A 24,750-nucleotide genomic window follows, 5' to 3' on the forward strand; every position below is an offset into this window, starting at 1 on the left:
GCTGTCACGCAACCTCAGCCGTGGTCTCGAAGTCGAACACCAGCTCGCCATCGCGCAGGTCGACGTGCACCACGCCACCATGCTCGGCCAGTTCGCCAAACAGGATCTCCTCGGCCAGCGGCCGCTTGATCTTGTCCTGGATCAACCGCGCCATCGGCCGCGCACCCATCTGCACGTCGTAACCCGAGGCCGCCAGCCAACCGCGCGCATCATCGCTGACCTCCAGCAACACACGCTTGTCTTCCAGCTGCGCCTGCAGTTCGATAAGGAACTTGTCGACGATGCTCTTGATCGTCTCGTGGCTCAGGCGGCCGAACTGGATGATGGTGTCCAGGCGGTTGCGGAACTCCGGCGTGAAGCTCTTGCGGATGACTTCCATGGCATCGGACGCATGGTCCTGATGGGTAAAGCCGATCGAGGCCCGCGCGGCGGTTTCAGCGCCAGCGTTGGTGGTCATGATCAGGATCACGTTGCGGAAGTCGGCCTTGCGCCCGTTGTTGTCGGTCAGGGTGCCGTGGTCCATCACCTGCAGCAGCAGGTTGAAGACTTCCGGGTGGGCCTTCTCGATTTCGTCGAGCAGCAATACGCAGTGCGGTTGCTTGGTGATCGCCTCGGTCAGCAAACCACCCTGATCGAAGCCAACATAGCCAGGAGGCGCACCGATCAGGCGCGACACGGTGTGGCGCTCCATGTACTCGGACATGTCGAAGCGCACCAGCTCAACCCCCAGCGCCTTGGCCAGCTGCCGTGCTGCTTCGGTCTTGCCGACGCCGGTCGGGCCGGCGAACAGGAACGAACCGACAGGCTTGTCCGGCGACTTGAGGCCGGCGCGGGACAGCTTGATAGCGGTGGCCAGCGAATCGATCGCCTGGTCCTGACCAAATACGGTCAACTTCAGGTCACGCTCGAGGTTGCGCAGCAGTTCCTTGTCGGAACTGGTGACGTGCTTCGGCGGAATGCGCGCAATCTTGGCGACGATGTCTTCGACCTGCGGCACGTCGATGCGCTTGACGCGGTTGGCCTCCGGCTGCAGGCGCTGGTAGGCACCGGCTTCGTCGATCACGTCGATGGCCTTGTCCGGCATGTGCCGGTCATTGATGTAGCGCGAGGCCAGTTCAGCGGCGGCGCGCAAGGCTTCGTCGCTGTACTCGATGTTGTGGTGGCTTTCGAAGCGCCCTTTCAAGCCACGCAGGATGCCCACGGTGTCTTCGACCGACGGCTCGCTGACATCAACCTTCTGGAAGCGCCGTGCCAGGGCACGGTCCTTCTCGAAGATGCCACGGAACTCCTGGAAGGTGGTCGAACCGATGCAACGAATTTCACCCGACGACAGCAGTGGCTTGAGCAAGTTGGACGCATCCATCACCCCGCCCGACGCCGCGCCAGCACCAATGATGGTGTGGATTTCATCGATGAACAGGATCGCCTGCGGGCGTTTGCGCAGTTCGCCGAGCAGCGCCTTGAAACGCTTCTCGAAATCGCCACGGTATTTGGTACCAGCCAGCAGTGCGCCGAGATCGAGGGAATACACCACGCTCTGCGCCAGCAGGTCGGGCACCTGGCCATCGACGATGCGCTTGGCCAGGCCTTCGGCGATGGCGGTCTTGCCCACGCCTGCCTCACCCACCAGCAGCGGGTTGTTCTTGCGCCGACGGGCAAGGATTTGCGCCACGCGCTCCACTTCCTGCTCGCGGCCTACCAGCGGGTCGATACGGCCGGCACGGGCCAGCTCGTTCAGGTTGCTGGCATAGGCATCCAGCGGGTTGCTCGAAGAGGCGGTATCGCCGCCCTCTTCGTCCTGCATTTCCTGGTCGCTTTCGGAATGCGAACCATGGCCCGGCACCTTGGAGATGCCATGGGCGATGTAGTTGACCACGTCGATGCGGGCCACGCTCTGCTGCTTGAGCAGGAACACGGCCTGGCTTTCCTGTTCGCTGAAGATCGCAACCAGCACGTTGGCGCCAGTGACTTCACGCTTGCCGGAGCTTTGCACGTGGAACACGGCACGCTGCAGTACACGCTGGAAGCCCAGGGTCGGCTGGGTTTCACGATCTTCGTCGTTGACCGGAATCAGGGGTGTGGTGGAATCGATGAACTCTTGCAGGTCGTGCTTGAGTTTGTCGAGATTGGCGCCACAGGCGCGCAGAACGGTCGCGGCAGCCTCATTGTCAAGGAGTGCCAGCAGCAGATGTTCGACGGTCATGAACTCATGACGCTTCGAACGAGCCTCCTTGAAGGCAAGATTGAGGGTGACTTCGAGCTCGCGGTTTAACATAGCTTCACCTCATACCCAAGTGGTCGGCGATTAACCGTCCTTCTCGATTTCACAGAGTAGCGGATGCTGGCTTTCCCTGGCGTATTGGTTGACCTGCATAGCCTTTGTTTCGGCGATGTCACGGGTAAACAATCCGCACACTGCCCGCCCTTCGGTATGGACGGTCAGCATGATCTTGGTCGCCAGCTCGCGGTTCAGATTGAAGAACGTCTCGAGCACTTCGACGACGAAATCCATCGGCGTGTAGTCATCGTTGAACAAAACCACCTTGTACATAGGTGGCGCCTGCAGGATCGGCTTGGCTTCCTGAACTGCAAGACCTGAGCCGTCGTCCTCATTCGATTGCGGGCGATCCTGATTGAATGTTAGTCGAATCTCACTAGGTGCATGCATGGAAAGAATTTCATCATGAGCGACAGGTTAAGGTTGTGGGTTGACTGCGAAGGGCACGGCCAGCGCAGGCGCCGGGCGACCTTGACTATCGGCAAAACGGTGTTACAACCAATAAGAACCCACCGTGGTCGATAAAGATCCGCGCAGTCAACCAGATTTTTCGCATGGTTCGTATGCGGATGAGTGGATGATACTCCAGTGATGGAGTCCTTTGCAGAGGGACATAGGGATGGCAAGCGGTAAAGTCAAGTGGTTCAACAATGCCAAGGGCTACGGATTCATCAATGAAGAGGGCAAGGATGAAGACTTGTTCGCTCATTACTCAGCCATCCAGATGGACGGATACAAGACGCTCAAGGCCGGCCAGGCCGTGAGTTTCGAGATTATCCAAGGCCCCAAAGGCCTGCACGCAGTCAAGATCTGCAGCGCTTCCACTGCCGCGCCTGCGCCGACCAGCGCACGGCCAGCCGGCAGCACTGCCGACGCCTGATCTGCTGAGCCGCCTGCCGGTATACGAACAAAGCCGGCCGCTTCTTTAATGGAAGCGGCCGGTTTTCCATTGCCCTACATATGCTTGATCATTTCATCGCCAAAGCCTGAACTGCTCACCAGTGTGGCGCCGTCCATCAGGCGCTCGAAGTCATAGGTCACGGTCTTGGCGGCAATCGCGCCGTTGGTACCCTTGATGATCAGGTCTGCCGCCTCGGTCCAGCCCATGTGCCGCAGCATCATCTCCGCCGACAGGATCACCGAACCCGGGTTGACCTTGTCCTGCCCGGCATACTTGGGCGCGGTGCCGTGGGTGGCCTCGAACATGGCCACGGTGTCGGACAGGTTGGCACCCGGCGCAATGCCGATACCACCCACTTCCGCCGCCAGGGCATCGGACAGGTAGTCACCGTTGAGGTTGAGGGTGGCGATCACGTCGTACTCGGCCGGGCGCAGCAGGATCTGCTGCAGCATGGCGTCGGCGATGGCGTCCTTGACGATGACCTCGCGCCCACTCTTGGGGTTCTTGAACTTCATCCACGGGCCACCATCGAGCAACTCGGCCCCGAACTCGTCGCGCGCCACTTCATAACCCCAGTCCTTGAAGGCACCCTCGGTGAACTTCATGATGTTGCCCTTGTGCACCAGGGTCAGCGACTCGCGGTCGTTATCCACCACGTACTGCAGGGCCTTGCGCACCAAGCGCTTGGTGCCCTCGCGAGACACCGGCTTGACGCCAATGCCGCAGTCCTGGTCGAAGCGGATCTTGGTAACGCCCATTTCCTCCTTGAGGAACTTGATCACCTTGTTCGCCTCTGGCGAGCCGGCCTTCCACTCGATGCCGGCATAGATGTCCTCGGAGTTCTCACGGAAGATCACCATGTCCACATCGCCTGGCTTCTTCACCGGGCTGGGCACGCCCTGGAACCACAGCACCGGGCGCAGGCACACGTACAAGTCCAGCTGCTGGCGCAAGGCCACGTTGAGCGACCGGATGCCACCGCCCACCGGGGTGGTCAGCGGCCCTTTGATCGACACCACGTAATCACGTACGGCATCGAGGGTTTCCTGGGGGAGCCAGGTGTCCTGGTCGTACACCTGGGTGGCTTTCTCGCCGGCGTACACTTCCATCCAGGCGATCTTGCGTTTGCCGCCGTAGGCCTTCTGCACGGCGGCGTCGACCACCTTGATCATTACCGGCGAGACATCGACGCCAATCCCGTCGCCCTCGATATAAGGAATGATCGGGTTGTCGGGAACGTTGAGCGAATGGTCTGCATTGACGGTGATCTTCGCGCCGTCGGTCGGAACCTTGATTTTCTGGTATCCCATGCTTGCACTACTCCGCTGTCGGGTGTGATTGGACATCATGCGATCCACTGAGCCTAAACCACATCTGCCGACCTGCAAGGCATGCGACAACCCGCCACATTGCCGCTTAGTCTTTGGTCTTATAAATGGGCCGATATCACTTGGCCTTGCTGATTAGCCCGAATGGTTTGGTATACTCCGCCGCGACCGAAGGGTCATCGGGGCGATCCCTTGGAAAAATGCGGACCGCCCTTGGCCATGAATGGACACAAAGCCTGGCCATAAAGCCTGGGTTGTTACCGCAGCTCAGCACTTGACGCTCGACTGATGCATCCACCATCACCGCTCGCAGCCTCTCGACTTTCCGCTCATGGCGCTGCCAGGGCGATGCGCCTACCCTGCGCACCACGAGACTCGAGCACGCTCAGCACACAGAGAGTTAACCCGCATGCCCACCCGTTCCAAGATCATCTATACCTTCACCGACGAAGCCCCCGCCCTCGCCACTTACTCGCTGCTGCCAATCATCGAAGCCTTCACCGCTTCGGCTGACATCGCCGTCGAAACCCGCGACATCTCCCTGGCTGGCCGCATCCTCGCCGCCTTCCCGGAGCAACTGGGCGCAGAGAAGCAAGTAGGCGATCACCTGGCGGAACTGGGCCAGCTGGCTACCACCCCTGAAGCCAACATCATCAAGCTGCCGAACATCAGCGCCTCGGTACCGCAGCTGAAAGCCGCGATCAAGGAACTGCAAGGCAAGGGCTTCAACATCCCTGACTACGCCGACGAGCCGGCCACCGCGGAAGAGAAAGAATCCCGCGCCCGCTACGACCGCATCAAAGGTTCCGCCGTGAACCCGGTCCTGCGCGAAGGCAACTCCGACCGCCGCGCGCCGCTGTCGGTCAAGAACTACGCCCGCAAGCACCCACACAAGATGGGCGCCTGGGCTGCCGACTCCAAGTCGCACGTTGCCCACATGACCCAGGGCGACTTCTACGGCAGCGAGAAAGCCGCATTGATCGAAGCTGACGACAGCCTGCGCATCGAGCTGGTCGGCAAAGACGGCAACACCACCGTACTGAAAGAAAAGACTGCGGTAAAAGCTGCCGAAGTCATCGACTGCGCCACCATGAGCCGCAAGGCCCTGAAAGCCTTCATTGCCGAGCAGATCGCCGATGCCAAGGCCTCCGGCGTGCTGCTGTCGGTACACCTGAAAGCCACCATGATGAAGGTCTCCGACCCGATCATGTTCGGCGTCATCGTCGAAGAGTTCTACAACGACGTGCTGGCCAAGCATGCCGCCGCCCTGGCTGAAGTTGGCTTCAACGCCAACAACGGCATCGGCGACCTGTATGCCCGCATCAAGGACCTGCCAGCCGAGAAGCAGGCCGAGATCGAAGCCGACATCCAGGCCCTGTACGCCCAGCGTCCGGCTCTGGCCATGGTCAACTCCGACAAAGGCATCACCAACCTGCACGTGCCGAGCGACGTCATCGTCGACGCCTCGATGCCGGCCATGATCCGTGACTCGGGCAAGATGTGGAACGCCGCCGGCGAACTGCAGGATGCCAAGGCGATCATCCCGGACCGCTGCTACGCCGGCATCTACCAGGCCACCATCGAAGACTGCAAGGCCAACGGCGCCTTCGACCCGACCACCATGGGCAGCGTACCGAACGTCGGCCTGATGGCGCAGAAGGCCGAAGAATACGGTTCCCACGACAAGACCTTCCAGATCAAGGCTGACGGCGTCGTGCGCGTGGTCGACAGCAAAGGCCAGGTCGTTCTCGAGCAGAACGTCGAAGTCGGTGACATCTTCCGCATGTGCCAGGTCAAGGACGCGCCGATCCAGGACTGGGTCAAGCTGGCCGTCAACCGTGCCCGCCTGAGCAACACCCCTGCAGTGTTCTGGCTGGACCCGGCCCGCGCCCACGACGGCGTGATGATCGAGAAGGTGCAGAAGTACCTGAAGGATCACGACACCACCGGCCTGGACATCCGCATCCTGGCACCGGTCGACGCCATCAAGTTCTCCCTGGCCCGCATCCGCGAAGGCAAGGACACCATCTCGGTGACCGGCAACGTGCTGCGCGACTACCTGACCGACCTGTTCCCGATCATGGAACTGGGCACCAGCGCCAAGATGCTGTCGATCGTGCCACTGATGAACGGCGGTGGCCTGTTCGAAACCGGCGCCGGCGGTTCGGCACCGAAGCACGTGCAGCAGCTGGTGGAAGAGAACTTCCTGCGTTGGGACTCGCTGGGTGAATTCCTGGCCCTGGCCGCTTCCCTGGAGCACCTGGGCAACACCTACGACAACCCGCGCGCCAAAGTGCTGGCCAATACCCTGGACCAGGCCACCGGCAAGTTCCTCGACACCAACAAGTCGCCTTCGCGCAAAGTTGGCGGTATCGACAACCGCGGCAGCCACTTCTACCTGACCCTGTACTGGGCCCAGGCCCTGGCTGCGCAGAACGACGACGCTGCCCTGCAGGCACGCTTCGCACCACTGGCCAAGACCCTGACCGAGAACGAGGAGACCATCGTCGCCGAGCTCAACGCCGTCCAGGGCAAGCCGGCCGACATCGGTGGCTACTACGCTCCGGATGCCGAGCTGACCGCCAAGGTGATGCGCCCAAGCCAGACCCTGAACAGCGCCATTGCCGCCCTGTAAGGTTCGCTTGAAGTAACAGCACAAACCCCGGCCACGCACCGGGGTTTGTGCTTTCTGGGAAATGGGGTTGCTCTGCAACCCATCGCCGGCAAGCCAGCTCCCACAGGTATTGTGAATGCCTCAAGCTTGCACTGCACCTGTGGGAGCTGGCTTGCCGGCGATGGGCCGCAAAGCGGCCCCACCAATCTGAAGGGACATACAAATGACCTGGCAACCCCACATCACCGTCGCCACCATCGTCGAACACGAAGGCAAGTTCCTTTTCGTCGAAGAGTTCAAAGCCAACCAGCACGTCTTCAACCAGCCCGCCGGCCACCTCGAACCCAACGAGACCCTGCCCCAGGCTGCCCTGCGCGAAACCCTCGAAGAAACCGCCTGGGAAGTCGAGCTCACCGGCTTGGTCGGCATCTACCTGTACACCGCCCCAAGCAACGGCGTGACCTACCAGCGCATCTGCTTCGCCGCCCGCCCCGTGCGCCATCACGCCGACCTGGCGCTGGACAGCGACATCGTCCGCGCCGTGTGGCTGACCCGCGACGAACTGCTGGCCAACCCCGCCCGCTGGCGCAGCGAACTGGTGCCACGCTGCCTCGACGATTACCTCAAAGGCCCCTTGCACAGCCTCGACCTGCTGCGCGACTGACGCGCCGCCGCAGGTTTGATAGAATTGGCGTTTTTCCCCCTTTGATACACACCGGTACCCATGACCAGCCCAGCACTCAAAGACCCCGCCAAGACCCGCGTCATCGTCGGCATGTCCGGCGGCGTGGACTCTTCCGTCTCCGCCCTTCTGCTCATGGAGCAGGGCTACCAGGTGGAAGGGCTGTTCATGAAGAACTGGGAAGAAGACGACGGCACCGAATACTGCACCGCCCGTGAAGACCTGGCCGACGCCCAGGCCGTGTGCGACCGCATCGGCATCAAGCTGCACACCGCCAACTTCGCCGCCGAATACTGGGACAACGTGTTCGAGCACTTCCTCGAAGAGTACAAGGCCGGCCGCACGCCCAACCCGGACATCCTCTGCAACCGCGAAATCAAGTTCAAGGCGTTCCTCGACTACGCCCTGTCGCTGGGTGCCGACCTGATCGCCACCGGCCACTACGTGCGCCGCCGCGACACCGGTGAACTCACCGAGCTGCTCAAGGGCCTGGACCCGAACAAGGACCAGAGCTACTTCCTGCACGCCGTCGGCGGCAAGGAAATCGCCCGCACCCTGTTCCCGGTTGGCGAGCTGGAAAAGCCCGAAGTACGCGCCATTGCCGAAAAGCACGGCCTGGCCACCGCCAAGAAAAAGGATTCCACCGGCATCTGCTTCATCGGCGAGCGCCGCTTCAGCGACTTCCTCAAGCAATACCTGCCGGCCCAGCCGGGCAACATCGAGACAACCGACGGTGAAGTGATCGGCCTCCACCACGGCCTGATGTACCACACAATCGGCCAGCGCCAGGGCCTGGGCATTGGCGGCCTGAAGGACGCCGGTGACGAGCCGTGGTACGTGCTGCACAAGGACCTGACCCGCAACGTGCTGGTGGTCGGCCAGGGCAATGAACACCCGTGGTTGTTCTCCCGCGCCCTGCTCGCTTCGGAAATTTTCTGGGTCAACCCGGTCGACCTCAGCAGCCCGCGCCAGCTCACCGCCAAGGTGCGATACCGCCAGAGCGACCAGCAGTGCACCCTGGAGCTGACCGAAAGCGGCTACCGCGCAGTGTTCGACGAACCGCAACGCGCCGTTACCCCGGGCCAGTCGGTGGTGTTCTACGACGGCGAAGTGTGCCTGGGCGGCGGCGTGATCGAAGCCGCCGAGCCGTGGAGCCCGCGCGCATGAGCAACCTGCAGGAGCAGCTGATTGCGTTGGGCGGTGTGTTCCAGGCCGCTGTACTGGTCGACCGCATCGCCCGCACCGGCCAGGCCAGCGAGGCCAACATCGGCTGCATGCTGGGCAGCCTGCTGGTCCGTGACCCCAAGGACACCCTGGAGGTGTTCGGCGGGGACGACCTGAACCTGCGCGACGGCTATCGCGCGCTGGTCGGTGCGCTGGAGCGCGACCCCAGCAGCCTGCAGCGCGAGCCACTGCGCTACGCCCTGTCGATGCTGGGCCTTGAACGCCAGTTGAACAAGCGCGGCGACCTGCTCGACACCATCGGCAACCGCCTGCCGCAAATCCAGTCCCAGGCCGAGCATTTTGGCCTGGTTCATGAAAACGTCATCGCTTCCAGCGGAGCCTTGTACCAGGACACCCTGAGCACCTTGCGCCAGCGCATCCAGGTGCATGGCGACATGCGCTTCCTGCAGCAGGCCAGCAATGCCTCGAAAATCCGCGCCCTGTTGCTGGCCGGCATCCGCGCCGCACGCCTGTGGCGCCAGCTGGGCGGGCACCGCTGGCAGCTGGTATTCAGCCGGCGCAAGCTGTTGAACGAACTGTACGACATGATGCGCAGCCCCTCCTGACAGGGGTTTGACAGTTCCGGCCTCATCGCCGGCCAGCCAGCTCCCACAGGATATGCACTGTGCTCAAGACCGGTGCAGTACCTGTGGGAGCTGGCTTGCCGGCGATAGGGCCAGAACAGGCAATGCACAATGCCACAGCTGATTTATGGCCCGACCTTTGGTCAGCCACCCGACTCGGGCGCGAAATTCATGTATGATATGCGCCCTTCCAAAAGCCTGACTGTCCGAGAACACCCCATGCAGCTTTCTTCGCTCACTGCGGTTTCCCCTGTAGACGGCCGTTATGCCGGCAAAACCCAGGCCTTGCGCCCCATTTTCAGCGAATTCGGCCTGATCCGTTTCCGCGCCCTGGTCGAAGTGCGCTGGCTGCAGCGCCTGGCCGCCCACCCGCAGATCGGCGAAGTGCCGGCGTTCTCCGCCGAAGCCAACGCCCTGCTGGACAGCCTGGCCACCGACTTCAAGCTCGAGCACGCCGAACGCGTCAAGGAAATCGAGCGCACCACCAACCACGACGTCAAGGCGATCGAATACCTCCTCAAGGAGCAGGCCGCCAAGCTGCCTGAGCTGGCCAAGGTCAGCGAGTTCATCCACTTCGCCTGCACCAGCGAGGACATCAACAACCTGTCCCACGCCCTGATGCTGCGCGCCGGCCGTGACGAAGTGCTGCTGCCGCTGATGCGCCAGATCGCCGACGCCATCCGCGCCCTGGCTCACGCCCACGCCGACGTGCCCATGCTGTCGCGCACCCACGGCCAGCCGGCTTCGCCGACCACCCTGGGTAAAGAACTGGCCAACGTCGTGTACCGCCTGGAGCGCCAGATCGCCCAGGTTGCCGCCGTGCCGTTGCTGGGCAAGATCAACGGCGCCGTGGGCAACTACAACGCCCACCTGTCGGCCTACTCGCAGATCGACTGGGAGCAGAACGCCCGCGCCTTCATCGAAGACGAGCTGGGCCTGCAGTTCAACCCGTACACCACCCAGATCGAGCCGCACGACTACATCGCCGAGCTGTTCGACGCCATCGCCCGCTTCAACACCATCCTGATCGACTTCGATCGCGATGTGTGGGGCTACATCTCGCTGGGCTACTTCAAGCAGAAGACCGTTGCCGGCGAAATCGGCTCGTCGACCATGCCGCACAAGGTCAACCCGATCGACTTCGAAAACTCCGAAGGCAACCTGGGTATCGCCAACGCGCTGTTCCAGCACCTGGCCAGCAAGCTGCCGATCTCGCGCTGGCAGCGTGACCTGACCGACTCTACCGTGCTGCGCAACCTGGGCGTGGGCTTTGCCCACAGCGTCATCGCCTACGAAGCCAGCCTGAAAGGCATCGGCAAGCTGGAAGTCAACGAAGCCCGCATTGCCGCCGATCTGGACGCCTGCTGGGAAGTGCTGGCCGAGCCGATCCAGACCGTGATGCGCCGCTTCAACATCGAAAACCCCTACGAGAAGCTCAAGGAGCTGACCCGTGGCAAGGGCATCACCCCGGAAGCGCTGCTGACCTTCATCGACAGCCTGGACATGCCAGCCGAAGCCAAGGCCGAGCTCAAGCAGCTGACCCCTGCTACCTACATCGGCAACGCGGCAGCACAGGCCAAACGCATCTAAGCTGACCGTCGCGTTCAACGCCCGGCCTGGCCGGGCGTTTTTATTCCCGGACGAAAATTACATTTTTTCAATAGGTTGAACATGAATCCTGATACTCCACTGCAGCTGCTCGGCGGCATCTCGGCCCGCGAATTCATGCGCGACTACTGGCAGAAGAAGCCGCTGCTGGTGCGCCAGGCATTCCCGGACTTCATCAGCCCGATCGACCCCGACGAGCTGGCCGGCCTGGCCCTGGAAGAGGAAGTAGAGTCGCGTATCGTGCTCGAGCACGGCGCGCACCCGTGGGAGCTGCGCCGCGGCCCGTTCACCGAAGACACCTTCGCCGAGCTGCCGGAAAAGGACTGGACCCTGCTGGTGCAGGCCGTGGACCAGTTCGTCCCGGAAGTAGCCGAACTGCTGGAAAACTTCCGCTTCCTGCCCAGCTGGCGCATCGATGACGTGATGATCAGCTTCGCCGCCCCTGGTGGCAGCGTCGGCCCGCACTTTGACAACTACGACGTTTTCCTGCTGCAGGGCCACGGCCAGCGCAACTGGAAAATCGGCCAGATGTGCAGCAGCGACAGCTCGCTGCTGGAGCACGCCGACCTGCGCATCCTCGCCGATTTCGAGCAGAGCGATGAGTGGACCCTGGAGCCGGGCGACATGCTCTACCTGCCACCACGCCTGGCCCACTACGGCGTGGCCGTGGACGACTGCCTGACCTACTCGGTAGGCTTCCGCGCGCCAAGCGCCGCCGAAGTGCTGACCCACTTCACCGATTTCCTCGGCCAGTTCCTGCCCGATGAAGAACGCTACAGCGACGCCGACGCCCAGCCGGTCAGTGACCCGCACCAGATCCAGCACGATGCCCTCGACCGCCTCAAGGCGCTGCTCGACAAGCACATGGGCGACAAGGACCTGCTACTGACCTGGTTCGGCCAGTTCATGACCGAGCCGCGCTACCCCGAGCAGATCGTCGGTGAAGAGCTGTCCGAGGAAGAACTGATCGATGCCCTGGAACAAGGCGCCATCCTGATCCGCAACCCGAGCGCGCGTCTGGCCTGGTCGGAATTCGAAGAAGACCTGCTTCTGTTCGCCAGCGGCCGCAGCTGCCCGCTACCGGGCAAACTGCGCGAGCTGCTGAAGCTGGTTTGCGCGGCCGACGCCCTGCACATCGACAACCTGGGCGAATGGCTGCAGGATGAAGATGGCCTTATGCTGGTACAGCAGCTGGTCAAACAAGGAAGCCTGGGATTCGCCAATGAATAAGATTCGTGTGCGCCTCGCCGACTGGCACAAGGACAACGCCGACATCCGCCGCATCCGCGAAGCGGTGTTCATTGCCGAACAGCACGTTCCACCAGAACTGGAGTGGGATTCGGATGACCCGACCGCCGCGCACTTCCTGGCCCTGGAAGGCGACTACCCGATCGGCACAGCGCGCCTGCTGCCTGACGGCACCATCGGCCGGGTCTCGGTGCTGAAGGACTGGCGCGGGCTGAAAGTGGGTGACGCGCTGATGAACGCGGTGATTGTCGAAGCACAGAACCGCGACCTTAAACAGCAGATGCTCAGCGCCCAGGTGCACGCCACGCCGTTCTACGAGCGGCTGGGCTTTCGCGTAGTCAGCGAAGAGTTCCTCGAAGCCGGCATCCCGCACGTGGACATGGTGCGCGACTCGCGCGCCTGATCCCTGTACCGGCCTCTTCGCGGTTTTGCCCGCGAAGAGGCCGGCACAGCAAAATACATCTCCCCTGACAAAAAGCTGTACATCCATCCAGATAAAACTTGCCTCCGCGCCCTCGCTTGCGCATCCTATCGCCCATCACCCCCGATGAAGCGTCTCCGGCCATGCGCCTGTTCCTCTGCGAAAAACCCTCCCAGGCAAAAGACATCGCCAAAGTGCTCGGCGCCAACCGCAAGGGCGATGGCTGCTGGCAAGGCACCGACGTCTGCGTGACTTGGTGCATCGGCCACCTGCTGGAAACCGCCCCGCCCGACAGCTACGACGAACGCTACAAGCGCTGGAACCTGGCCGACCTGCCGATCATCCCGGAAAAGTGGAAAATGCTGGTCAAGCCCAAGACCGCCAGCCAGTTCAAGGCAGTCAAGCGCCTGCTCGGCGAAGCACGCGAACTGGTGATCGCCACCGACGCCGACCGCGAAGGCGAAATGATCGCCCGCGAACTGGTCGAGCATTGCCGCTACCGCGGCCCGGTGCAGCGCCTGTGGCTGTCGGCACTGGACGACGCCTCCATTCGCAAGGCCCTGGCGCGGCTGCTGCCGGGCCACGAAACCTTCAACCTGTACCACTCGGCGTTGGGCCGTTCGCGCGCAGACTGGCTGATCGGCATGAACATGAGCCGGCTGTTCACCCTGCTGGGCCGCCAGTCGGGCTATCAGGGCGTGCTGCCGGTGGGCCGGGTGCAAACGCCCACCCTGCGCCTGGTGGTCGACCGCGACCGCAGCATCGCCGACTTTGTGCCGGTACCGTTCTGGGCCATCGACGTGCAGCTCGAACACGCAGGCTTTGGCTTCAACGCCCAGTGGCGCGCCCCCGATGACGCCTGCGACGACCAGGGCCGCTGCCTGAACCAGGCCCTGGCGCAGCAGGCTGCCGCCGACATCGGCAATGCGGGTACTGCCCGGGCCGTGAAGGTGACCACCGAACGCGTGCGTGAAGCGGCACCCCTGCCCTTCGACCTTGGCACCCTGCAGGAGCTGTGCTCGAAAAAGTTCGGCCTCGGCGCCCAGGAAACCCTCGACATCGCCCAGGCCCTGTACGAGACCCACAAGCTGATCACCTACCCGCGCAGCGACTGCGGCTACCTGCCGCAAAGCCAGCACGCCGAAGCGCCAGCCATCCTCGCCGCCCTGCAACGTTCCGATGCCAGCCTGGCGCCGCTGCAGCCCTACCTGGAGCCGCAACGCCGCTCACGGGCGTGGAACGACGCCAAGGTCAGCGCCCACCACGGCATCATCCCCACTGCCGCTGCCAGCGACCCGTCGCGCCTGCCAGCCAAGCACAAGGCGGTGTACACCCTGATCCGCGCCCGCTACCTTGCGCAGTTCCTGCCCAATCACGAGTACGACCGTACCCAGGCCGACTTCGACTGCGCTGGCCATGCCCTGCGTGCCGTAGGCAAGCAGATAGTCGAACCAGGCTGGCGCCGTGCGCTGCCCGAGGCGCTGACCCCGGCCAAGGGCCGCGAGGCACCACCGGCCCAGGTGCTGCCGGCGCTGCGCGAAGGCCAGGACTGCACGGTGCAGGGCCTGCAACTGAAAGACCTGTGGACCCAGCCGCCCAAGCCGTTTACCGAAGGCGACCTGATCAAGGCAATGAAGAACGTGGCCAAGCTGGTGGACGACCCGCGGTTGAAGCAGAAGCTGAAGGAAACCACCGGTATCGGCACCGAAGCCACCCGCGCCAGCATCATCCAGGGCCTGCTTGACCGCGGCTACCTGGTGAAGAACGGCAAGGCGCTGTCCGCCACCCCTGCGGCCTTCAGCCTGATCGACGCCGTACCTCGCGCCATTGCCGACCCTGGTACCACAGCTATCTGGGAGCAGGCGCTGGACATGGTGCAGAGTGGCGAGATGACGCTGGAAGAGTTCGTCGCCCGGCAGTCGGCATGGATGGGCAAGCTGGTCGAACGGTGCAGCGGCATGCGCATGACCATCAGCGGGCCGGCAGCCGGGGCTGCGCCGCCGTGGAAGAAAAAGCGTAGAGGGAGTGGGAAGAGTAAAGCGGCTGGAAGCAAGGCTGCCAGCAAGCCGCGGCAGCCCAAGAGAAAAGCTTCAACCTGAGGCTTTTGCACTGTCATTACAGCCCTATCGCTGGCAAGCCAGCTCCCACAGGTACCACACAGCTTTCAAAACCTGCGTAGGACTTGTGGGAGCTGGCTTGCCGGCGATAGGGCCAGGCCAGGAATACAGAGAATTCAGACAAACCACAAAACCTGACCAACATACTGGCGCCATGAATTTTTAATGCTAAATTTTCATGAAAATAATTAAAGCAAATTTCATGAGACCCCTGCATGTTCAAACAATCCGCCCAGCACGTCGCCAGCTACTACGCCCAGACCTACCCCGCCAGCATTCCCCTGCACCCTACCCTGCAAGGCAGCCACGACACCGAAGTCCTGATCATTGGCGCCGGCTTCAGCGGCCTGCACACCGCCTTGCGCCTGACCCAGGCCGGCAAGCGTGTAACGCTGCTGGAAGCCAGCCGCGTGGCCTGGGCCGCGTCCGGCCGCAACGGCGGCCAGGCACTGCTCGGCTGGTCGTGCGACATGCCGCCGCTGGAAAAGGCCTTGGGCACCGAACGCACCCAACGCCTGTGGGCCAGCATGTGCTGGGCCGCCGATGAAATGCGCAAACTGCCCGAGCGCCATGGCTTCGACATCGACTACCGGCTGGGCAGCCTGTGGACCGCCGTGCTGCCGCGCCGGGTGAAGATGCTGGAAGAAGCCCTGCATGAGGCCGAACACAAATGGGGCTACGACGCCCTGCGCCTGATCGGCCGCGACGAGCTGCCTCAATGGATCGACAGCCCGCGCTACCAGGCCGCGCTATACGACGCCAAAGGCGCCCACCTCAACCCGCTGAAGCTGGCCCAGGGCCTGGCCAATACCATCGAGGCGGCCGGTGGGCGTATCTACGAACAGAGCCAGGTGCTCAGCTACCAGCGAGCTGGCGACGGCTATGTCGCCCGTACCGACCGCGGCGAAGTACGCTGCCAGGTGTTAGTGCTAGCCTGCAACGCCTACATCGACCGCCTCGACCGTAACCTGTCGCGTCGCCTGTTGCCGGTCGGTTCCTACCAGGTCGCCACCGCGCCGCTCGACGCCGATTTCGCCCGATCATTGCTGCCGCGCAATAGCTGCGTGATCGACAACCAGTTCGTGCCCGACTATTTCCGCATTACCCCGGACCATCGCCTGCTGTTCGGCGGCGGCTGCACCTACCTGGGCGGTATTCCCAAAGATGTCGCCAGCGCCACCCGCCCCTACCTGGAGCGGGTGTTCCCGCAGCTGGCCGGGGTGGTCATCGACTATGCCTGGGGCGGCCATATCGACTGCAGCATCCAGCGCACCCCGGATGTCGGCCGCGAGGGCCAGCGCTACTGGCTGCAGGGCTTCTCCGGCCATGGCGTGCTGCCGACCCTGGCCGCAGCCCGGGCCGTGAGCGACGCCATCCTCGGTGACGACGACCTGCTGACGCTGTACCAAGGCATCGACAACGGCCGCTTCCCCGGCGGCGACCTGCTGGCCGCACCGCTGGAAGCCGCCGCCAAGGCCTGGTACAGGATGCGCGATCGTATCTGAAGACGGCCGGCGCTTACTGCGCAGAAATCTCTCCTATTCTCAATAGCTCCCTTCACTTCCTGCACACAGGAGACCCGACCATGAGCTATGTAACTACAAAGGACGGCGTACAGATCTTCTACAAGGACTGGGGCCCGCGCGATGCACCGGTTATCCACTTCCATCACGGCTGGCCTCTCAGCGCCGACGACTGGGATGCGCAGATGTTGTTCTTCCTCGCCCAGGGTTATCGCGTGGTCGCCCACGACCGCCGCGGCCATGGCCGCTCCAGCCAGGTATGGGACGGCCACGACATGGACCATTACGCCGACGATGTGGCGGCGGTCGTCGCTCACCTGGGCATCCAGGGCGCCGTGCATGTCGGCCACTCGACCGGTGGCGGTGAGGTGGTGCGCTACATGGCCCGGCACCCTGAAGACAAGGTGCTCAAGGCCGTGTTGATTGCCGCCGTACCGCCATTGATGGTGCAGACTCCCGGTAACCCCGGTGGCCTGCCCAAATCGGTGTTCGACGGTTTCCAGGCCCAGGTCGCCAGCAACCGTGCGCAGTTCTACCGCGATGTGCCGGCCGGGCCGTTCTACGGCTACAACCGCCCCGGTGCAGAAGCCAGCGAAGGCATCATCGGCAACTGGTGGCGCCAGGGCATGATCGGCAGCGCCAAGGCCCATTACGATGGCATCGTGGCATTTTCCCAGACCGATTTTACCGAGGACCTGAAGGGCATCCAGCAACCTGTGCTGGTGATGCACGGCGATGATGACCAGATCGTGCCGTATGAGAACTCCGGAGTGCTGTCGGCGAAGCTGCTGCCCAATGGCGCGTTGAAGACTTACAAAGGCTACCCGCATGGCATGCCGACCACCCATGCCGATGTGATCAATGCGGATTTGCTGGCGTTCATACGTAGCTGATGTAGTCGCCTGCACCGGCCTCTTCGCGGGCACGCCCGCTCCCACAGGTACTGCATCTTGAGATATACATATAACCTGTGGGAGCGGGCGAGCCCGCGAAAGGGCCGGCACTGTCAACATACCTATTTCATGAGTGTATGCAACTGGCAAAACTGCCAGTTGCGCGCCTGTCTATTTTGCATGAAGGTAATTTAAATTCAGTACTTCTCGCACCAGCAGGCTGACCATGGCACAGAACTGGAAGCAGCGTTTATTCTACAAGAATGGCCAACTGTCCTTGGAGATCGGCAGCGATCGTTCCGTCACAGTCTTTTCAATCTCAAACCTTTCTCTAGCGCAACGCTCGACCGAGACACTACTACTGGCGGCAGACTCTCAGAGTTCCATAATCAACCGTTCTCATCGCGAAGGCATTCACAACCTGGCCTACACCGCTTACGGATACAGCTCCACAGCTCATATGATGGGCTTCACCGGACAACGCTACGATAGCGTCACAAACTGCTACCTCCTTGGAAACGGCTATCGTGCCTTTAGTACTAGACTGGCGCGATTTTACTCAGCGGACAGCCTCAGCCCGTTTAAGAAACACACACATAACGCCTACGCCTATTGCTTGGGAGACCCCGTGAACCATCACGACCCTTCAGGGCATATGTTGCGTCGCGCCAGGACAATGTGGAATAACGTAAAGGATAAGTTTGTAAAACCCAGAATCCATTACATCAATAAAGCAAGGGAAGCAATTACCGAGAATCCGAATCTCGAAAAGTATTCCGCTGTCATTGATGACGAGAACGTAACCATAAAAACCCTCAAGGCGATTTACAAGCTTCCGAAGGGTGATGCCATGCTCAGCGATCTCAAGGATACAGCAGTCCGCAACTGGCGCTTAAAGCATGGCAACATTGAAGGCCCCATCACTCATGACTTTAACTACGAAAAATACCTATACATGGACGAGCAGCTTAATTACATAGCCCTAGAGGCAAAAATCCTTGAGTACAGAACCCTACTGAGCAACTTGGCGTCACATGAAACCACTACAATGAATTCGAGCAGTCAGTTGTCACCTGCGTCACCTGAGGCATCACGCCCTACAACTGCCAGATCAGCGATACGTGGTACCTAGATACCCCTGCAGGGTCGGTTTGAAACAAGTAAGCGGCCGGAAACACTGTCAGCCTTGGGGACGTGGGATTATCATGCCCGTTTATTTCTCCATTAGCCGCAAACCGACCCTCCAGCCTGAAGCCTCCCATGCACTTCGAACTCACCGTAGAACCCCTCACCCTGCTGATCCTGGCCCTGGTCGCCTTCGTCGCCGGTTTCATCGATGCCATCGCCGGCGGTGGCGGCCTGCTCACCACCCCGGCGTTACTCACCGCGGGCATGCCGCCGCACCTGGTACTGGGCACCAACAAGCTCAGCTCTACCTTCGGCTCGGCCACCGCCAGCTTCACCTACTACAGGCGCAAACTGTTCCACCCGGCGCAGTGGCGCCCGGCATTGTTCGCCACCTTGGTCGGCGCTTTGCTCGGTGCAGTGATCGCCCACTACATGCCGGCCGAATGGCTGAACAAGATGCTGCCGGTGATTGTCTTCGCCTGTGGCGTCTATCTGCTGTTCGGTGGCACGCCCAAGGCGCCGCTCGATGCCGATGCACCCATCAAGAAGAAATGGCAAATGCCGCAAGGCTTTACCTTGGGTTTCTATGACGGCGTGGCCGGCCCGGGCACCGGGGCGTTCTGGACGGTCAGCACCCTGCTGCTGTACCCCATCGACCTGGTCCGTGCCAGCGGCGTGGCGCGCAGCATGAATTTCGTCAGCAACATCGCAGCGCTGACGGTGTTCATCATTTCCGGGCAGGTGGACTACATCGTCGGCCTGTGCATGGGCATGTCGGTGATGGTTGGCGCCTTCTTCGGCGCACGCACGGCGATCAGTGGCGGCAGCAAGTTCATCCGCCCAGTGTTCATCACCGTGGTGCTGGCACTGACCGTGCGTCTAGCGTGGCAGCACTGGTTCGGCCAAGCCTAAACGGCGCGCAACATACAGGTCGATCAGATACCGGGCAATCGACCGCCCGGCCGGCAGCGGCGGCAGGTCGTGGACGCTGAACCACTTGGCATCCTCGATCTCGTCCGGCTGCATGACGATATCGCCGCTGGCATACTCGGCATGGAAGCCCAGCATCATCGAGTGCGGGAACGGCCAGCACTGGCTGCCGACGTACTGGATGTTCCTTACTTCCACCGCTACCTCCTCACGCACTTCGCGCACCAGGCAGTCCTCGGCCGACTCGCCCGGCTCGGCGAAGCCTGCCAGGGTGCTGTACACCCCGGTGACGAAGCGTGGCGAACGCGCCAGCAGGATTTCGTCGCCACGTGTCACCAGTACGATCATGCTCGGTGAAATGCGCGGGTAGCTGCGCAGGTCGCAAGGCTGGCAGTACATCGCCCGCTCCCAGCGAATCTGCGTCATTGCCTGGCCGCAGCTGCCGCAGAAGCGGTGCTCGCGGGCCCAGGTGCCGATCTGCGCGGCATAGCCCAGCACTTTGTAGGTGTCGAAATCACCCTCGAGCATGAATGCACGCAGGCCGCGCCAGGCGCAGCCGGGCACCTCGGTAGCGCTGCGCAGCTCCAGCAGGAAGACCGGCTGGCCGTCGAAGTGGCCGATGCCGTGCTCGCACAGTACGTCGAGGTCCTGGCGCTTGAGCCAGTCGCGAGGGAACAGCGCGCCGTTGTCGTCCACCAGGAACCCTTCCGGGCTGCGGGCCACGGCCAGCCCCCCGGTGATCTGCGGGTCGAGTACTGCGGTAGTCCAGCGTGCTGACATGTCGGGGGTTCCCTTACTTCGCGTCCCCCGGCCTGATCAGTCGGCGAACGTCGGTTTCTGTTTGCTCATGTGCGCCGCCACCGCCACGCGCAGGTCTTCGGACTGCAGCATCGCGGCGTTCCAGGTGGCGATGTACTCCAGGCCATCATCGATGCGATGGTCACGCATGTAGCTGAGCATTTCCTTGGTGCCGGCCACGGCGATCGGCGATTTTGCGGCAATCTCGCCAGCGATGGCAAAGACCCCGTCCATCAGCGCAGCCTGATCATCATAAACCCGGTTGACCAAGCCGATGCGCAGCGCCTCTTCTGCCTCGACATTGCGCCCCGTGTAAGCCAGCTCACGCATCATGCCGTCACCGATGATACGAGGCAAACGTTGCAGTGTGCCGACATCGGCGGCCATGCCCATGTCGATTTCCTTGATCGAGAACTGCGCGTCGCTGCTGCAGTAGCGCATGTCGCAAGCCGAGATGAGGTCGATGGCGCCGCCAATGCAGTAACCCTGCACCGCGGCCAGTACCGGCTTGCGGCATTTGTCCACGGCATTGAACGACGCCTGCAGGCGCAGGATGGTACTGCGCAGGAAGCGCGCGTTACGACCCACGTCCTTGCCCATCTGCCCGGCCAGCGAAGCCAGCATCATCAGGTCGATACCGGCGGAAAAATGCTTGCCGGCACCGCTGATCACTACCGCTCGCACTGCATCGGTGTCGTCGACCCACTGGAAGATGTCGATGATCTCCTCCCAGAAGGCAGCGTTCATCGCATTGCGCTTGTCCGGGCGGTTGATCTGAACGTGGGCGATGCTGTTGGTCAGTTCGACCTTGAATGCGCTGTACTCGGTCACGGGCGGCACTCCTGCGGATAAAGGGTTCATGGCACGGATGTTAACCCAGCCCGATGACCGCACTTGTGCCAAAAACGGGACTATACGCCTTGCCTAAGAGGCGCTGATCCGGCACCGTGCGCCATCGCCGAATCATAAGGATACAAATTCATGTCGCGCTCCCTGACCGGCGCCCTCGCCCACAGCTTTCTGGGCCAATCGCCGCTTTGGTACAAGGCAGTCATCTGCCTGTTCCTGGTGCTCAACCCACTGCTGCTGATGGCCGTCGGCCCGGTCGCTGCCGGCTGGGCACTGGTGCTCGAATTCATCTTCACCCTGGGCATGGCCCTGAAGTGCTACCCGCTCATGCCTGGCGGCCTGCTGCTGGTCGAAGCCCTGCTGTTGCAGATGACCACCCCGCAAGCCCTGTACGAAGAGCTGCAGCACAACTTCCCGGTGATCCTGCTGCTGATGTTCATGGTCGCGGGCATCCACTTCATGAAGGAACTGCTGCTGTTCCTGTTCTCGCGCATCCTGCTGGGGGTGCGTTCGAAGGCGATCCTGGCGTTGCTGTTCTGCGTGCTGTCGGCATTCCTCTCGGCGTTTCTCGATGCACTGACCGTGACCGCCGTGATCATCAGCGCCGCGGTCGGTTTCTATGCGGTGTACCACCGCGTCGCCTCCGGGGCCAATCCGCGCGAAGACAGTGCTCTGGACAGCGACCAGCAGGTCGCACAGTTGCATCGTGAAGACCTCGACCAGTTCCGCGCATTCCTGCGCAGCCTGCTGATGCATGGTGCGGTGGGCACCGCCCTGGGCGGCGTGTGCACGCTGGTGGGCGAACCACAGAACCTGCTGATCGGCCACGAAATGGGCTGGCACTTTGCCGATTTCTTCCTGAAGGTGGCACCGGTGTCGCTGCCGGTGCTGGGCGCCGGCCTGCTGACCTGCGTGCTGCTGGAGAAGCTGCGCCTGTTCGGCTATGGCAAGCTGATGCCCGAGCCAGTGCGCCAGGTGTTGGCCGCCTATGCCGCCGAGGACGATGCTGCACGCACGACTGCCCAGCGCATCGCGCTGTGGGTGCAAGGGTTCGCTGCACTGATCCTGATCTTCTGCCTGGGGCTGCACGTTGCCGAGGTCGGCCTGATCGGCCTGATGGTGATCGTGCTGATCACGGCATTCACCGGCATTACCGACGAACACCGCCTGGGCCGCGCCTTCCAGGACGCCATGCCGTTCACCGCTTTGCTGGTGGTGTTCTTCGCGGTGGTGGCGGTGATTCATCAACAGCAACTGTTCAGCCCGTTGATTGCCTGGGTGCTGGCGCTGCCGGCCGAGCAGCAACCGGGCATGCTGTACCTGGCCAACGGCCTGCTGTCGGCGATCAGCGACAACGTGTTCGTTGCCACCATCTACATCACCGAGGTGAAGCAGGCGTTCCTCAATGGCAGCATGAGCCGTGAGCATTTCGAGACGCTGGCGGTGGCGATCAACACCGGCACCAACCTGCCGAGCGTGGCGACGCCGAATGGGCAGGCGGCGTTCCTGTTCCTGCTGACTTCGGCGATTGCGCCGCTGATCCGGCTGTCGTATGGGCGAATGGTGTGGATGGCCTTGCCCTATACCGTAGTGATGGGTGGGCTGGGGTGGTGGGCGGTGACCTACTGGCTTTGAGGTAGCCTGCACCGGCCTCTTCGCAGCACAAGGCTGCTCCTACAGGCACTGCACCGCTTTCTGGAGCTGTGGTGATCCTGTGGGAGCGGGCATGCCCGCGAAAGGGCCGGCACAGGTTTGCGTTGTCGATTCTGTCCGCCGCCATTCGACTATCCCATGCCCCCAGCCACCCCGGCTGCCAACAGGAGAGTCCCCATGCGCAAACTCATCGTAGCCGCCTTCATCAGCCTCGACGGTGTCATGCAGGCCCCAGGTGGTCCGCAGGAAGACACCAGCGGCGGCTTCACTTACGGCGGCTGGATCGTACCTTACGCCGAGGAAGTCTTCGGCCAAGCCATGCAAGCCCTGTTCAGCCAGCCTTTCGAACTGCTGTTGGGCCGGCGCACCTACGACATCTTCGCCGACTACTGGCCAAAGGTAAAAGGCAGCTCGGAAGACTTCTCCATCGCCAACCTGTTCAACAACGTGCCCAAGCACGTGGTCACCCACACCCCCGCAACCCTCGACTGGCACAACAGCCATGCACTGGGCGCAGACATCACCGCAGCGGTCCACGCGCTGAAACAACAGGACGGCGCCAACCTGCTGACCCAGGGCAGCAGCGAGCTGGTGCAGCAACTGCTGGCGACGGGCCTGGTCGATGAACTGCAACTGCTGATTCACCCGCTGCTGCTCGGCCACGGCAAGCGCCTGTTCGGCGATGATGCAGCAGCGGCGGCCTTCACACTGCAGCATTCGCAGGTTTCGCCCACGGGCGTGCTCATCGCCCGTTACGCGCGTGCAGGTGAAGTGCAGACCGGTTCGTTCTGAAAGGCATAATCCTGTACAACTTTTGCCTCTCGCTCGCATCGAAACCCAAGTAAGCCCCGTCCGTATCAAGGAGGTTCACCATGGCGCTACGCACCACGTTGCTGCTTTCCTGCATGACCTTGGCCCTGCTCGGCTGCGCCGGCAACGATCACCCGGCACCGCCGCGTACCCAGCAGGTCGACCTGCAACGTTACCAGGGCACCTGGTACGAACTCGCCCGGCTGCCGATGTTCTTCCAGCGCAACTGCGTGCAGTCCGAGGCGCAGTATGGCCTGCGAGAGGATGGTCGCCTCGACGTGACCAACCGCTGCCAGGAAAAGGACGGCCAGTGGAACCAGGCCAAGGGCATCGCCGAAGCCCAGCAACCGGGCAGCACCGACAAGCTCTGGGTGCGCTTCGACAACTGGTTCAGCCGCCTCGCGCCCGGCCTGACCAAAGGCGAGTACTGGGTGCTGTACCACGACCAGGACTACCGCGTAGCCTTGGTCGGCCACCCGAATCGCGAATACCTGTGGCTGCTTTCGCGCACGCCCGCGGTCACCGACCAGCTACGCGAGCAACTGCTGACAATTGCCCGGGAGCAAGGCTATGACACCAGCAAGCTCATCTGGCGGCAGGCCGAGTAGGCAAGACCTGGGGGCCATCGACGACATGCGGCAATCCGGCTAAGGTGTGCGCCCCATGTCACCTCGAAGGAACGAGCCCGTTGAGTACCAAGCCGCTGCCAGCACACCGTATCCGTTTTCTCGCCCTCTGCGTGTTCCATCACCAAGGCAAGATCCTGGTGAACGTGTTCAACGACCCGGCCACCGGCCAGACCCTGTGCCGGCCGCTGGGTGGCGGCATAGAGTTCGGTGAACTGGGCCGCGATGCCATCGCCCGGGAAATCGACGAAGAACTGCGCCAGCCGATCAGCGACGTGCGCCTGCTCGGCACCCTGGAGAGCCTGTTCACCTATGCCGGCAAGCCAGGGCATGAGATTGTGCAGGTGTACGATGCACGCTTCGACGACGCCAGCCTGTACCAGCAAGCCTGGCTGGACGGCCAGGAGTCCGACAGCAGCCCATTCCGTGCCCGCTGGTGCGACAGCGCCGACCTGGCGCGCATCGGCGCGCTGGTACCGCAAGGGCTGCAGACGTTGCTGCGCGACCTGTCGCTGCTGGGCTGAAACAAGGAGCC

Annotated in this window: 22 protein-coding genes; 17 read left to right on the top strand and 5 right to left on the bottom strand. The window is 62.4% G+C overall.

Annotation, left to right across the window (positions count from 1 at the left end):
- Positions 1 to 4: 4 nt before the first annotated feature.
- Together clpA and clpS are read right to left on the bottom strand one after the other, a co-directional pair.
- Positions 5 to 2,275: an ATP-dependent Clp protease ATP-binding subunit ClpA gene (clpA, locus tag GYA95_RS13335; RefSeq protein WP_013973289.1), complete on the bottom strand. Its 2,271-nt coding sequence runs from the start codon at positions 2,273 to 2,275 to the stop codon at positions 5 to 7.
- Between the two features lie 30 nt (positions 2,276 to 2,305).
- On the bottom strand, positions 2,306 to 2,668 hold the full coding sequence (clpS, locus tag GYA95_RS13340; protein ID WP_013973290.1) for an ATP-dependent Clp protease adapter ClpS: 363 nt from the start codon (positions 2,666 to 2,668) through the stop codon (positions 2,306 to 2,308).
- Positions 2,669 to 2,897: 229 nt separating this feature from the next.
- Between clpS and cspD the strand changes: the two genes are divergently transcribed.
- Positions 2,898 to 3,158, top strand: a complete 261-nt coding sequence (gene cspD, locus GYA95_RS13345; RefSeq protein WP_013973291.1) for a cold shock domain-containing protein CspD — start codon at positions 2,898 to 2,900, stop codon at positions 3,156 to 3,158.
- Positions 3,159 to 3,232: 74 nt separating this feature from the next.
- Here cspD and icd read toward each other — a convergent pair whose 3' ends face one another.
- Positions 3,233 to 4,489 (bottom strand): NADP-dependent isocitrate dehydrogenase, encoded by a 1,257-nt coding sequence (icd, locus tag GYA95_RS13350; protein ID WP_015270970.1) that lies wholly within the window; start codon positions 4,487 to 4,489, stop codon positions 3,233 to 3,235.
- 427 nt (positions 4,490 to 4,916) lie between these two features.
- On the opposite strand from icd, the gene GYA95_RS13355 reads away from it, so the two are divergent.
- The 12 genes from GYA95_RS13355 (at position 4,917) to GYA95_RS13410 (ending at position 19,461) form a co-directional block, all read left to right on the top strand.
- The gene (locus GYA95_RS13355) at positions 4,917 to 7,142 is read left to right on the top strand and encodes an NADP-dependent isocitrate dehydrogenase (RefSeq protein WP_161551405.1); all 2,226 of its coding nucleotides are present in this window, start codon (positions 4,917 to 4,919) and stop codon (positions 7,140 to 7,142) included.
- 202 nt (positions 7,143 to 7,344) lie between these two features.
- Positions 7,345 to 7,785 (top strand): NUDIX hydrolase, encoded by a 441-nt coding sequence (locus tag GYA95_RS13360; protein WP_015270971.1) that lies wholly within the window; start codon positions 7,345 to 7,347, stop codon positions 7,783 to 7,785.
- A 60-nt stretch (positions 7,786 to 7,845) separates the two neighbouring features.
- Positions 7,846 to 8,970, top strand: coding sequence for a tRNA 2-thiouridine(34) synthase MnmA (gene mnmA, locus GYA95_RS13365; protein WP_015270972.1), 1,125 nt, complete (start codon positions 7,846 to 7,848; stop codon positions 8,968 to 8,970).
- On the top strand, positions 8,967 to 9,593 hold the full coding sequence (hflD, locus tag GYA95_RS13370) for a high frequency lysogenization protein HflD (protein ID WP_015270973.1): 627 nt from the start codon (positions 8,967 to 8,969) through the stop codon (positions 9,591 to 9,593). The genes mnmA and hflD overlap by 4 nt, the downstream gene beginning before the upstream one ends.
- A 237-nt stretch (positions 9,594 to 9,830) precedes the next feature.
- Positions 9,831 to 11,201, top strand: a complete 1,371-nt coding sequence (gene purB, locus GYA95_RS13375) for an adenylosuccinate lyase (RefSeq protein WP_015270974.1) — start codon at positions 9,831 to 9,833, stop codon at positions 11,199 to 11,201.
- A gap of 81 nt (positions 11,202 to 11,282) precedes the next feature.
- Complete coding sequence (locus tag GYA95_RS13380; RefSeq protein WP_013973298.1) at positions 11,283 to 12,449, top strand: ribosomal protein uL16 3-hydroxylase; 1,167 nt, start codon at positions 11,283 to 11,285, stop codon at positions 12,447 to 12,449.
- Positions 12,442 to 12,870 carry a GNAT family N-acetyltransferase gene (locus tag GYA95_RS13385; RefSeq protein WP_003258855.1) on the top strand — a complete coding sequence of 143 codons (429 nt, stop codon included), beginning with the start codon at positions 12,442 to 12,444 and terminating at the stop codon, positions 12,868 to 12,870. Before GYA95_RS13380 ends, GYA95_RS13385 begins: the two co-directional genes overlap by 8 nt.
- Before the next feature lie 161 nt (positions 12,871 to 13,031).
- Positions 13,032 to 14,987 (top strand): DNA topoisomerase III, encoded by a 1,956-nt coding sequence (locus GYA95_RS13390; protein ID WP_015270975.1) that lies wholly within the window; start codon positions 13,032 to 13,034, stop codon positions 14,985 to 14,987.
- Positions 14,988 to 15,220: 233 nt separating this feature from the next.
- On the top strand, positions 15,221 to 16,510 hold the full coding sequence (locus GYA95_RS13395) for an NAD(P)/FAD-dependent oxidoreductase (protein WP_161551406.1): 1,290 nt from the start codon (positions 15,221 to 15,223) through the stop codon (positions 16,508 to 16,510).
- An 80-nt stretch (positions 16,511 to 16,590) separates the two neighbouring features.
- On the top strand, positions 16,591 to 17,421 hold the full coding sequence (locus GYA95_RS13400) for an alpha/beta fold hydrolase (protein WP_015270977.1): 831 nt from the start codon (positions 16,591 to 16,593) through the stop codon (positions 17,419 to 17,421).
- 226 nt (positions 17,422 to 17,647) lie between these two features.
- Positions 17,648 to 18,553 carry an RHS repeat-associated core domain-containing protein gene (locus GYA95_RS13405; RefSeq protein ID WP_015270978.1) on the top strand — a complete coding sequence of 302 codons (906 nt, stop codon included), beginning with the start codon at positions 17,648 to 17,650 and terminating at the stop codon, positions 18,551 to 18,553.
- A 128-nt stretch (positions 18,554 to 18,681) separates the two neighbouring features.
- The gene (locus GYA95_RS13410) at positions 18,682 to 19,461 is read left to right on the top strand and encodes a TSUP family transporter (RefSeq protein WP_015270979.1); all 780 of its coding nucleotides are present in this window, start codon (positions 18,682 to 18,684) and stop codon (positions 19,459 to 19,461) included.
- Here the strand turns inward: GYA95_RS13410 and nudC are convergent.
- Complete coding sequence (gene nudC / locus GYA95_RS13415; protein WP_015270980.1) at positions 19,429 to 20,259, bottom strand: NAD(+) diphosphatase; 831 nt, start codon at positions 20,257 to 20,259, stop codon at positions 19,429 to 19,431. The genes GYA95_RS13410 and nudC overlap by 33 nt on opposite strands.
- A 36-nt stretch (positions 20,260 to 20,295) precedes the next feature.
- Complete coding sequence (locus GYA95_RS13420) at positions 20,296 to 21,108, bottom strand: crotonase/enoyl-CoA hydratase family protein (RefSeq protein ID WP_015270981.1); 813 nt, start codon at positions 21,106 to 21,108, stop codon at positions 20,296 to 20,298.
- A gap of 150 nt (positions 21,109 to 21,258) precedes the next feature.
- Between GYA95_RS13420 and nhaB the strand changes: the two genes are divergently transcribed.
- The 4 genes from nhaB to GYA95_RS13440 all read left to right on the top strand — a co-directional run bounded on the left by nhaB (position 21,259) and on the right by GYA95_RS13440 (position 24,739).
- Positions 21,259 to 22,761, top strand: coding sequence for a sodium/proton antiporter NhaB (nhaB, locus tag GYA95_RS13425; RefSeq protein ID WP_015270982.1), 1,503 nt, complete (start codon positions 21,259 to 21,261; stop codon positions 22,759 to 22,761).
- Positions 22,762 to 22,956: 195 nt separating this feature from the next.
- Positions 22,957 to 23,571: a dihydrofolate reductase family protein gene (locus tag GYA95_RS13430; RefSeq protein WP_161551407.1), complete on the top strand. Its 615-nt coding sequence runs from the start codon at positions 22,957 to 22,959 to the stop codon at positions 23,569 to 23,571.
- Between the two features lie 80 nt (positions 23,572 to 23,651).
- On the top strand, positions 23,652 to 24,197 hold the full coding sequence (locus GYA95_RS13435) for a lipocalin family protein (protein ID WP_015270984.1): 546 nt from the start codon (positions 23,652 to 23,654) through the stop codon (positions 24,195 to 24,197).
- Between the two features lie 80 nt (positions 24,198 to 24,277).
- Positions 24,278 to 24,739 carry an NUDIX hydrolase gene (locus GYA95_RS13440; protein ID WP_015270985.1) on the top strand — a complete coding sequence of 154 codons (462 nt, stop codon included), beginning with the start codon at positions 24,278 to 24,280 and terminating at the stop codon, positions 24,737 to 24,739.
- Positions 24,740 to 24,750 lie beyond the last annotated feature (11 nt).

The organism is Pseudomonas asiatica (genome assembly GCF_009932335.1).
Lineage (GTDB): Bacteria > Pseudomonadota > Gammaproteobacteria > Pseudomonadales > Pseudomonadaceae > Aquipseudomonas > Aquipseudomonas asiatica.

Bases quoted from the DNA above. Each gene is read 5' to 3' on its own strand.
- GYA95_RS13435 (WP_015270984.1), top strand. From the start codon at position 23,652: ATGGCGCTACGCACCACGTTGCTGCTTTCCTGCATGACCTTGGCCCTG.
- GYA95_RS13405 (WP_015270978.1), top strand. From the start codon at position 17,648: ATGGCACAGAACTGGAAGCAGCGTTTATTCTACAAGAATGGCCAACTG.
- GYA95_RS13380 (WP_013973298.1), top strand. From the start codon at position 11,283: ATGAATCCTGATACTCCACTGCAGCTGCTCGGCGGCATCTCGGCCCGC.
- mnmA (WP_015270972.1), top strand. From the start codon at position 7,846: ATGACCAGCCCAGCACTCAAAGACCCCGCCAAGACCCGCGTCATCGTC.
- clpA (WP_013973289.1), bottom strand. From the start codon at position 2,275: ATGTTAAACCGCGAGCTCGAAGTCACCCTCAATCTTGCCTTCAAGGAG.
- GYA95_RS13410 (WP_015270979.1), top strand. From the start codon at position 18,682: ATGCACTTCGAACTCACCGTAGAACCCCTCACCCTGCTGATCCTGGCC.
- cspD (WP_013973291.1), top strand. From the start codon at position 2,898: ATGGCAAGCGGTAAAGTCAAGTGGTTCAACAATGCCAAGGGCTACGGA.
- nudC (WP_015270980.1), bottom strand. From the start codon at position 20,259: ATGTCAGCACGCTGGACTACCGCAGTACTCGACCCGCAGATCACCGGG.
- hflD (WP_015270973.1), top strand. From the start codon at position 8,967: ATGAGCAACCTGCAGGAGCAGCTGATTGCGTTGGGCGGTGTGTTCCAG.
- GYA95_RS13360 (WP_015270971.1), top strand. From the start codon at position 7,345: ATGACCTGGCAACCCCACATCACCGTCGCCACCATCGTCGAACACGAA.
- nhaB (WP_015270982.1), top strand. From the start codon at position 21,259: ATGTCGCGCTCCCTGACCGGCGCCCTCGCCCACAGCTTTCTGGGCCAA.
- purB (WP_015270974.1), top strand. From the start codon at position 9,831: ATGCAGCTTTCTTCGCTCACTGCGGTTTCCCCTGTAGACGGCCGTTAT.
- GYA95_RS13385 (WP_003258855.1), top strand. From the start codon at position 12,442: ATGAATAAGATTCGTGTGCGCCTCGCCGACTGGCACAAGGACAACGCC.
- GYA95_RS13390 (WP_015270975.1), top strand. From the start codon at position 13,032: ATGCGCCTGTTCCTCTGCGAAAAACCCTCCCAGGCAAAAGACATCGCC.
- GYA95_RS13395 (WP_161551406.1), top strand. From the start codon at position 15,221: ATGTTCAAACAATCCGCCCAGCACGTCGCCAGCTACTACGCCCAGACC.
- GYA95_RS13430 (WP_161551407.1), top strand. From the start codon at position 22,957: ATGCGCAAACTCATCGTAGCCGCCTTCATCAGCCTCGACGGTGTCATG.
- icd (WP_015270970.1), bottom strand. From the start codon at position 4,489: ATGGGATACCAGAAAATCAAGGTTCCGACCGACGGCGCGAAGATCACC.
- GYA95_RS13400 (WP_015270977.1), top strand. From the start codon at position 16,591: ATGAGCTATGTAACTACAAAGGACGGCGTACAGATCTTCTACAAGGAC.
- clpS (WP_013973290.1), bottom strand. From the start codon at position 2,668: ATGCATGCACCTAGTGAGATTCGACTAACATTCAATCAGGATCGCCCG.
- GYA95_RS13355 (WP_161551405.1), top strand. From the start codon at position 4,917: ATGCCCACCCGTTCCAAGATCATCTATACCTTCACCGACGAAGCCCCC.